We start from the raw sequence: 10,067 nt of genomic DNA, 5'->3' as shown, positions 1-10,067 counted from the left end.
ATGGAATATCGTTGGGGGAAGAGTGATTAAAACTGGGATTGCAGTTTTTCTTACAGTGTTAGTTTGTGAATTTTTTAATATCTCAACTTGGAGTTATAAAAATGATTTAAAAGATTATAAACCAAATCATTATCATCACCATTTTTCAAGTGAGTATATTATTTTATTTGAGGTATTATCTATTCATGATATGTTAGAAGAATTAAAACAAATATCCGAGAAATATGAGTGGGGAAATCGATTCAATTGATAAGTTCATTTTATTGTGGGGGAAATAGTATGACACTTTATATTGCATTACTAAGAGGAATCAATGTCGGTGGACATAAAGTAATCAAAATGGCTGAGTTAAAACGAGTGTTTGAATCAATAGGGTTAAAACAAGTGAAAACGTATATACAGAGTGGTAATATCGTGTTCGAATCTAAGGAAGATATAAACTTTCTAAAAGACCGAATACAAACGGAAATAAAAAATGAATTTGATTTCGATGTTCCAGTCATGCTAAGAACACATGATGAATTTATAAATATTATTAAGCAATGTCCGTATGAAGTTCATTCATTGTTAGAAGGAGAAAGTGTTCATGTTGCTTTTTTAGCTAATGTACTTTCTGAAGAAGAGAGTAGTCAATTGCTTATATTTAAAAGTGAACTTGAAGATTGCTATATAGATGAGAAAGTCGTTTATTTGTTTTTCAAAAATAGCATTCGAAACTCTAAATTAATGAACCAGTTTCAGAAGTTACATACACCAGCTACAGTTAGGAATTGGCGGACTGTGAACAAATTAAAAGCAATTGTAGAGGGTATGTAAATATAAAAAGATGAGGTTTTCTACATGTAGAAAACCTCATCTTTTTATTTATATTGTTTTGCAACTACGAGTTCGACAATAGGATAAATAAAGAAGGAAGAGCAAATTGCGATGAACAGAGGGAGGTTTTTTACTCTATCTAAATTAGCCCCCATAGAAAATCCTTCAGAGAAGATTAATATAAGGAACATTACAACTACAAGCACAAAATATGCAATTTTAAAGCTTTTATATGTAATTTGTTGTCCCATTTCATCTTGACTTTCTTCTGATACACCGTGGGGATCTCCCCAAGTAATGTAATTAATTAAATTACTAAGTATTAACGAAATAGCAAAAATCGTACCGCCCAAAATAGAACCTTCAGTTATGTATTTATATGTGCCATGTACTAGTATTGCAATTAATGCTAAAACAATGATTATAAAAATAGTTTTTTTAGTATTCAATAAATAATTGCCCCCTCGATTGTAAAAAACTCTTTACAAATATAAGTATAAAATTGGAAAAGTATCATGTCAAATACTTTTCACACGAAATATGTAAGTATGTAATATTTTAGTTCTATGATAAATAAAAAATTACAATACATTTGAATGTAAAAGAATGGGCTCGCATATATTTGGAAGGGATGTCAGATTAATTTAGGGGGTAGTTATGTCTATACTTTTAAAAGCTGGTGCAGATGCAGGAAACAACGGTTTGAAGTTAATGGTGAAAGGGCAAGACCCTATTTTTATTCCGAGTATTTATTCTTTATATATAGGTGAGCCTACAGGACTCTTAGATGAGGTAGATGTTTCATTATCTGAATTAGAAAACCACATTGATGTGACTATAAGTTCGCCATCGTTAATGCTAAATAATGTACGATACATCGTTGGAGAAAAAGTCATTCAAGATCAATTAAAAGGTACTGAGGTAGAGAAGAAATCAAATAAGTCAACGGATGAGTTAATGGTTATTACAATACTATCAGGTTTGGCGGTAAGCGCTATGCGTCAAAGTCCAACTTCTAGCCATATTAATATTCGTTATGATTTATCTGTCGCTCTTCCTATGCAGCTTATTACACAAGAAATAGCTGCTGAAAATGCAAAACGTTATATGGGAAATCATAAGGTTATTTTCCATTATCCGAACGGACGCGATGTGACAATTAATGTTTCAATTGAGTATTGTAAATGCCTGCCTGAGGGTGCTTCTGGGACGTGGGGCATTGTATACGATGAAGAAGGAAATGTTGTGAAACATAAAATAGAATGTGAGCAAAATCAAGTTTCTGAAATTGATTTTGTAGATAAAACTCTACTCTCTTTTGATATTGGCGCAGGGACGACAGAAGAAGTCGTTTCATTAGGGGTGAATTTCCGTCCGCAACTAAGTAAAGGTTTATCTTATGGTGTAAAAGAGACGTTACTACAAATCATTACGAGATGGAACCGAAAGTATCCAACTAAAACGATTGACAGTATTACAGAATTCAATCAAATTTATTTAAATGATAAGCATCCGAGAAATACATTATTAGTTGAGGAATCACAGCCAGCGCTATTAGGTTTAGCAGCGCGTGTTGCAACAGATATTATAAATAAAATTGATGATATGAAAGACGATCCATACGTGTTTATTTATGGCGGGGGTGCAGTAATTATTAAAAACAGTTTAAAAATGATTTTAAAGCAAAAAGGACGACTCAAAAATGTAATCTTTGTAGATAATCCGTTATTTACAAATGCACGAGGATTATTAGTCTATACTTGTTCGCCAAAATATAGAGAGCATAAGCAAAAAGAGTTAGGATTTACAAACTTAACGATAAGTTAGTTGGTGGAAGTATGCGATCTAGGCGATATAAACGTGGTGATCGAGTAAAAATCAATATTCATAAATCGGTATCACCTGAAATGCTTGCGTGGCTGAATAAACAATCAAATCCAACTAATTTCTTCTTCTTTGCTGCGCAGCAACTATTTAAACAAGTAGGAGATATTGACGTTGCTAAAGCTTTACCAAGCAGCCATGTTTTCTCATTATATGTGGAGCCTTCATCCTTATTAAAAGTCGAGGTAAACCCTTTTAAAAACATGACACTAGACACAAATACATCCACCGAAAATGCAAAAAAAAAATTATGGGAATCTGTTGATCAATTAGATTGTCCATTTTTTTAAACATAGAAAAATATAAGAAGTCCCCATCACTATACATACGAATACAGTGATGGGGTTTTGTTTGTAAATGGAAGGGGGCACAATATAATTTGTGCCCCTTCCATTAGTTATTTATCTAAATTTTAGATGTATGTTTAGAAACAGCATTAATTATGCTTTCCCAGTCATCTGGATGGTTTTCATGGCCTGCCCCTTTAAGGGTTAATAGTACTGAGCTTGGAATTTCATCAATTAGTGCGAGGCCATGTTCAAATGGTAGTGCTGTATCGTCTGTTCCGTGAATAACTAATGTAGGTGCTTGTATGGATTGAAGTACACCTTCATATGCATCATCACCTTGAAGTAAAGCGTGATTAAACATACTTAATAAATTGTTTGCGCGTTCTATTTCTTGTTTTACTTGTTTATAAACTCTATTTTCATCAAATATTCGTTCTGATCCACATAATAGACGAGATCCTGAAACTAAATACTCTGCCACATCATTTTTATTTGCCCAATCTATACTTGTGCCATTTACATGATGTGTTAAAATCCTTTCATCCATTGGAGGTAAATCGCGAGTATTGTCATCAGATCCTATTACACTAGTCGCTAGTAAAGTTAGCGTCAAAATTCTTTCGGGATGTTTTACAGCAGCAATTTGAGCAATCATACCACCTAATGACATACCAAATAGGTGAGCTTTATCAATATGATAAGCATCTAGTACTCCAATTGCATCTTCAGCCATATCTGTTACTGTATAATTGGAAGTTCTAGGTTCATAGGCAACAGAGCGTCCAACATCACGGTTATCAAAGCGAATAACAAACTTCCCCGTACTAGCCAACAGCTCACAAAACTCTTCGTCCCAATAAACCATGGAACATGTAGCGCCCATAATTAATAAAATAGCAGGGTTCTTAGGGTTCCCAAAGCTTTCTGTACATATATCAATTCCGTTTATTTTAAATATCTTTTCACTCATATAGTTAGCCTCATTTCTTTTGAATTTAATTAATAAAACAGTTTTGGATGATTCTAAGATGTGTGTAAGATTCGTATTGGAATTTATCCCGCTATTTGCCGGGCAGTAAGAGTCCCATCTCAAAATTCCGGGAAAGTAAAGAAGTTGGGAGGGGACCAACTGCCCGGAAAAGCCCGATTGGCGAGAGTTGATTAAAGTTTCACTTTATAATGCTTCTTGCATAATTACCCCCAAAAATAATTATATGTTAATTCAAGGCAAAAAATTTTGAGAAATAATTGTATGTTATTAAAATAAACAGCAAGGAGGAGAGGAAATGAAAGCAATTGTTATTGATCAATATGGTAGTGTTGAAGAATTAAAAGAAAGGCAAGTTTTAAAACCGGTTGTTCAGAATAACGAAAAAGCTCAACAATAAATAATATCCCATACTATACATTTTCAGGTATTATTTATTGTTAGCTATTGTGATATTACTTCTAACAAATACTGTTTCGTATTGTATCGTGTAATTTTTCTAATCCAATTTCCATATCTTTCTCGTTTAACATTGAATAGCTAATTCTTAATTGGTTATCATTTGTTTCGTAATTTAATAGACAAGCTGTTCCTGGTAAAAAAGAGACATCTACTTCATTTGCTTTTTGTAATAAGGTAAAGGGATCTATCGAATCAGGCAGTGTCACCCATAAATTAAAACCTCCATTTGGTATTTCAAAGTTTAGTTCTTTTAATGGCGACAATGTATCAATTGTTAAATCACGTCTTATTTGTAAAGCTGTACGTAATTTTTCTAAATGGTTTTTCGTACGTTCTGCACGTAAAAATGGTAGAAGTGCCTTCTGTGTTAATAAAGGACTACCGATATCCATCGAACCTTTTACTGCATATAGCCATTCAAAAATAGGGCCATCGGCAATAAGTGCTGCGATACGCAGTCCTGGTGCTAACGTTTTACTAAATCCTTTTATATATATTACGTGACCATCTTTATCAAAACTTTTGATTGGGGGCGGGACTATAGCATCCTCAAAATATATTTCTCCGAAAGAATCATCTTCAATAATAAAAAATTGATATAGCTCCGATAGTTCTATAAGTTCCATTCTTCGTTCTTTACTCATTACTGTACCTGTCGGATTCTGGAAGGTGGGATTCGTATACAATAAAACGGGATTTTTACTTTGACAAATATCATCAATTAAGTCGGAGCGAACTCCATGATTATCAAGAGAAACGGGAATGATTTGAACACCTTTATTGATGAAAATATCAAGCGCAGCACTGTAACATGGACTTTCTACTAATACAATATCTCCAAGTTTTAATAATGTTTGAGCAATTAAATCAATTCCTTGTTGTGCGCCGCTTGTAATTAATAATTGAGATGGGTCTGTCACTAATTTCTGGTGTTCATTTAAGTAATTTGCTATTTCAACTCGCAATTCATAATCGCCTTGAACTGGCCCATAAGTTGCTAACAACATCGGATTTTTATCCAGCAATTTATGCATTTCATCTGCCAAAAATGGATTTGGTAACAGACGAGGATACAGAATTGCTTGTGAAAAATTATAATATTTACGGTGCTTATTCATTGCATATTGAGAACGCATAACATTAATCGTTTTCATTTGTTGCCATTTATACGGAATTGGTTTGAAATCTTTCTTTACCCGTTTATATATGTAAGCACCTTTTCCTTGTTCGATGCGTATATACCCTTTCGTTTCTAACTGTTTATACGCTTTACGAACTGTTAATACATTGATTTGTAAATCTGTGGCCATACAACGTAAAGAAGGAAGAGATTCACCATGTGAAAGCATACCACTTTGTATTCTGTCAACAATTTGCATATATATTTGCTTGTAATACGGTATGTTTGTTTCTTTACGCAATACAATTTTCATAGGTTCACCTATTTTTCTTTTTAACTTAATTAAAGCGAAAAATATATAGGGAATCAACTACAACTTGAAGTAACTGTTATATGTACCGATACACTGTTATACACCATAGCCTCTATACTCACTCTAAGAGTAAAAAGGAGGAAGCAAAATGGTCATTTTTAATTACATTTTAGTATGTATTATTTTCGGGACAACATTTTTAACGATAAAAATTGGAATTGAAGCAGGGGCGCCACCGTTGTTTTCAGCAGGAATTCGCTTCTTTTTAGCGGGCATAATCCTTATGATTATTTTTAAATTAAAGCGAAAAGAAATTATGCCACATATATTTTCAAAACACATTATGTATGCTGGATTTTGTTTAACATTTATGACATTCGCAAGTTTATATTGGTCAGAACAATATATTTCTTCGGGATTAGCTGCTGTTCTTTCTGCTACGGGACCAATGATGATTTTATTAATACAAGCAAAGAGGAATAGGGAGAAATTACAAAAGGAACAACTCATTGCTTTAGTTATTGCACTAGCAGGTGTTATATTTGTTTCTTTACCAGGAATGCATCAACAAGTAAGTTTCATATGGAGTATTGCTTGTATTGTTTTAGTTATAGGGGAGTTATTTTACGGAATAGGCTCTATTCGTTCGAAAGAAATACTGTCAGATTTATTAAATGTATCACCATTTCTTATTAACGGTATTCAAATGTTTTATGGAGGGATTTTACTACTAATCGCATCTATTATTGTAGAACAACCAAACGTAACCGTATTAACTTCATGGAGTGTGCAATGGCCTATTTTATATCTCATATTTATCGGATCGATTGGTGGACACGGATTATATTACTGGCTCTTATCAAAAACAAATCCAGTATTTCCATCGACGTGGTTATATGTATCACCATTAATTGCAATAATTGTGGGATATATCATTTTAGGGGAACCTTTAAATCCTACAATGGGAATGGGGGCTTGTCTTATATTGATTGGTGTATTTTTGGCCAATCGTTCAACGCTACGGGCTTATTTCAAAAAAGGGCGGTTATTAGAGAAGGAGATGTAGTTCCATAAAGCAACAGCCCTGTATATTACAGGACTGATAAAATAAAAAACACAGTTGGAAAAATAACCAACTGTGTTTTTTATAATTAATTCACTTTTTTAATAAAGCCTTTATAATGACGTTTTACAAGCTGGCTTTCTAACGTCTTCATAGTTTCTAGTGCTACACCGACAATGATAAGTAAGCTTGTACCACCAATTTGAGCAGAAGGTGGTAACGTAGCAATTTTCGTGAATACGAGCGGTAATATAGAAATAGCACCTAAGAAAATTGCACCGATAAATGTTAAACGGTATAGAATTTTAGTTACATATTGTTCAGTTGCTTTACCAGGACGAATACCAGGAACATATCCATTTTGCTTTTTCAAATTCTCAGCCATTTGTTCAGGATTTACTTGAATAAATGCGTAGAAGTATGTGAAAGCAACGATAAGACCGACATAAAGTGTCATTCCAATTGGATGTGCGAAATCAAGATTTGCAACTAACCATTTTGATACGCTTGAATCAGGGAAGAGCTGCGCAATTGTACGTGGCGTCATTAAAAATGCAGAAGCAAAGATAACTGGTATAACACCAGCACTATTTACTTTAAGAGGTAAATGAGTGTTTTTTGCTCCTTGATATGGATTGTTTCCTGAAACAGCTTTTGCATATTGGATCGGTATTTTACGTACAGCTTGTTGAATGTAAATAACGCCAACAACTATCGCTAAAATTACGAGTCCAATTAAAACAATTTTTATTATGTGCATGAATAGCTGATCTCCAGCATTTTGGAATTGTTGTAAATAAATTTGATTTGCAACATTTGGAATCGCAGCAACGAGACCTGCGAAGATAATCATCGAAATACCATTACCAACTCCGTTAGCGGTAATTTGTTCGCCTAACCAAAGTAAAAATGCAGTACCTGCAGTTAAAACTGTCGCAATAAATAAGTATGTAGTCCAGCTTTGATCTGTTATTAATTGTCCACCTGCTATATTATTAAAGCCATAAGACATTCCGATGGCCTGTATGAATGCGAGAATGATTGTAAAGTATCGAGTGAATTGAGCTGATTTCTTACGGCCCATTTCTCCTTGCTTTGCCCATTCCGAAAACTTAGGTATAACATCCATTTGTAGTAATTGTACTATGATGGAAGCTGTAATATATGGTGTAATACCTACAGCAAAGATTGAGAAGTGTTGCAATGCTCCTCCGCCAAATACGTTTAACATACCTAGAACGTTAGCTTGATCTTGTACTTTTAATACCTCTGCGTTAGTATGAGGAACTGGAATAAACGTGCCAATTCGAAAAACGATTAACATCGCTAGTGTAAAAAGGATTTTCCTTCTTATCTCAGCTACTCTCATGAAATTTGAAATCGTACGAAACATTATGTCGCCTCCTATATTTTTATCAGTAAAAAACTGATTATTATACCCTATGAAGTAACCACAAACCTCCTTCCGCACTAAATTCATTTGACAAATGGATTTTCATACACTTTGTAGTTTTCACGGATATAAAAATATAAGGTGTTATATAAGCGACCTATACACTTTACGTAATCATTCAATACCCATAATATATCGAATAAATTAACAAATGTACATACATACGCATTAAAAATGAATAAATAGGGTCGTTTTTTACATTTATTTAATGATAAATTGATAGGACATTATACTGGTAAATGCGCTTCGTATATTCCTTTAATCAATTAAAATCCTCCACCTTTTTATTTTCTTACAATCAATATATCGATTTAAAAAGACTTAAAAATCAAATAAAAGTATGAAAGTACATACTACTTTAGTAGTAGTAATAGTAATCAATTGTATTTCAATTAAAATTCATGTGATTAGAGGATTCTTTTTATTTAAGAAGGAATAAATATTTAAAGAAAGCTAAATAAACAGTGTACATATTTATAGGGGAGAAGATGTAAATGAAAGTTTTTATAAAAAAATTACCAACATTAGAAGTAGCATATATAAGACGAACTGGTAGCTACTTTGAACCACAAGATCACTGGGGAAAGTTACTAAATTGGTCAATTGAAAATAAACTTTATCCACCAGAGCAATCATTTATCGGAATATCATTAGATAATCCTGAACTTGTTGCAAGTCATAAGTGCCGGCATGATGCATGTGTTACGGTTCCTGAAAACTTCGATAAAGAAAAGCATCATGATGTGCAATTTAAAAGATTAGATGGAGGTACATATGGTCTATACCAGTTCTATGATGAACCTCATAAATTAAGTGAAGCGTATCAATACATGTATGCAGAGTGGCTACCAAATAGTGAGTATGATGCAGATTATGATAGAGATAATTTAGAGTTTTGCTTAAATAATGTTGCTGAAGATCTAGACGGAAAGTTAAAAGTTAATTTATTTGTGCCAATTAAAAAGATATAAAAAACAAATAATTTCATTTGTAGCTTTAAAATGAAATTGGAATAGTAATGAAAGAAAAACTTTTTTTGAAGATAATATTTCTAGCGTAGGAATTTAAGTATGTAGGTTGCAATGAAAGGAGAATCCACATGGATACATTTGTAAATGACAAGTTTTATGAAACGAGAGATCAATTAGTTGAGGAAATTACTTTGTTGAGTGATGCTCAATTTAATAGGAAACCAGATAAGGATAAATGGAGTATTGCACAAGTTTGTCATCATTTAGTTTTATTAGATGAGAGAGTTATAACAGTTATTTCATCAGGATTAAAAAAGTTAGATAGTACCCAAAATGAGCGTAAAGAAATTCACACTATTTTATTAGATAGAACGAAAAAGTTTATAGCTCCAGAAATGATTGAACCAATTATAGAACCATTTGAAGTGGAGCAAATGCTCAATATGCTAAACGAATCAAGAAAAGAATTGATGCGTTTCCTGAGTACAATAGAAGATGAGTCTATATTAGCGAAAAAAGCAGTGATGCATCCAGCTCTTGGAGAATTATCCCTTGATCAGTGGATAGAACTGATTTATTTACATGAACAGCGTCATATTTCACAAATAAAAGAGATAAAATTGCTTTGTGAAATTGAAAAGTAAAAATCATTCCCTATTTATTGATGCGTATTATAAACAGGGAAAACGGTTGATTCATATTGATTC

General features: G+C 32.9%; 11 protein-coding genes. 7 read left to right on the top strand and 4 right to left on the bottom strand.

Annotated features, from left to right (window positions below):
* Window positions 1–250 (top strand): aromatic acid exporter family protein (locus GBN78_RS26425; RefSeq protein ID WP_226798498.1); only part of this gene is annotated, 250 nt, incomplete at its 5' end.
* Between the two features lie 29 nt (window positions 251–279).
* Window positions 280–816, top strand: a complete 537-nt coding sequence (locus GBN78_RS26420) for a DUF1697 domain-containing protein (RefSeq protein ID WP_000177397.1) — start codon at window positions 280–282, stop codon at window positions 814–816.
* 44 nt (window positions 817–860) lie between these two features.
* Here the strand turns inward: GBN78_RS26420 and GBN78_RS26415 are convergent, their stop codons facing one another.
* Window positions 861–1,265: a hypothetical protein gene (locus GBN78_RS26415; RefSeq protein ID WP_152127877.1), complete on the bottom strand. Its 405-nt coding sequence runs from the start codon at window positions 1,263–1,265 to the stop codon at window positions 861–863.
* Window positions 1,266–1,473: 208 nt separating this feature from the next.
* Here GBN78_RS26415 and GBN78_RS26410 point away from each other — a divergent pair, with 208 nt between their 5' ends.
* On the top strand, window positions 1,474–2,643 hold the full coding sequence (locus GBN78_RS26410; RefSeq protein ID WP_000025622.1) for a ParM/StbA family protein: 1,170 nt from the start codon (window positions 1,474–1,476) through the stop codon (window positions 2,641–2,643).
* Between the two features lie 11 nt (window positions 2,644–2,654).
* On the top strand, window positions 2,655–2,990 hold the full coding sequence (locus GBN78_RS26405; RefSeq protein WP_001257751.1) for a hypothetical protein: 336 nt from the start codon (window positions 2,655–2,657) through the stop codon (window positions 2,988–2,990).
* Between the two features lie 115 nt (window positions 2,991–3,105).
* On the opposite strand, the gene mleBCA is transcribed toward GBN78_RS26405, so the two are convergent.
* Window positions 3,106–3,960 (bottom strand): BCA family alpha/beta fold macrolide esterase, encoded by an 855-nt coding sequence (gene mleBCA / locus GBN78_RS26400; protein WP_152127876.1) that lies wholly within the window; start codon window positions 3,958–3,960, stop codon window positions 3,106–3,108.
* Window positions 3,961–4,439: 479 nt separating this feature from the next.
* Window positions 4,440–5,873 (bottom strand): MocR-like pyridoxine biosynthesis transcription factor PdxR, encoded by a 1,434-nt coding sequence (gene pdxR, locus GBN78_RS26395; RefSeq protein ID WP_152127875.1) that lies wholly within the window; start codon window positions 5,871–5,873, stop codon window positions 4,440–4,442.
* Between the two features lie 148 nt (window positions 5,874–6,021).
* Between pdxR and GBN78_RS26390 the strand changes: the two genes are divergently transcribed.
* Entirely contained in the window at window positions 6,022–6,939 is a 918-nt protein-coding gene (locus GBN78_RS26390) for a DMT family transporter (protein WP_152127874.1), read from the top strand.
* 85 nt (window positions 6,940–7,024) lie between these two features.
* On the opposite strand, the gene secY is transcribed toward GBN78_RS26390, so the two are convergent.
* Complete coding sequence (gene secY, locus GBN78_RS26385; protein ID WP_000490131.1) at window positions 7,025–8,329, bottom strand: preprotein translocase subunit SecY; 1,305 nt, start codon at window positions 8,327–8,329, stop codon at window positions 7,025–7,027.
* A 554-nt stretch (window positions 8,330–8,883) separates the two neighbouring features.
* Between secY and GBN78_RS26380 the strand changes: the two genes are divergently transcribed.
* Together GBN78_RS26380 and GBN78_RS26375 are read left to right on the top strand one after the other, a co-directional pair.
* On the top strand, window positions 8,884–9,360 hold the full coding sequence (locus tag GBN78_RS26380) for an AraC family transcriptional regulator (RefSeq protein ID WP_152127873.1): 477 nt from the start codon (window positions 8,884–8,886) through the stop codon (window positions 9,358–9,360).
* Window positions 9,361–9,488: 128 nt separating this feature from the next.
* Entirely contained in the window at window positions 9,489–10,004 is a 516-nt protein-coding gene (locus GBN78_RS26375; RefSeq protein ID WP_152127872.1) for a DinB family protein, read from the top strand.
* Window positions 10,005–10,067 lie beyond the last annotated feature (63 nt).

Origin of the sequence: Bacillus sp. B2-WWTP-C-10-Post-4, assembly GCF_009183805.1 — a bacterium.
Taxonomy (GTDB): Bacteria; Bacillota; Bacilli; order Bacillales; family Bacillaceae_G; genus Bacillus_A; species Bacillus_A cereus.
Note: the sequence above shows the minus strand (reverse complement) of the source record. Positions and strands in the feature narration are given on the sequence as shown.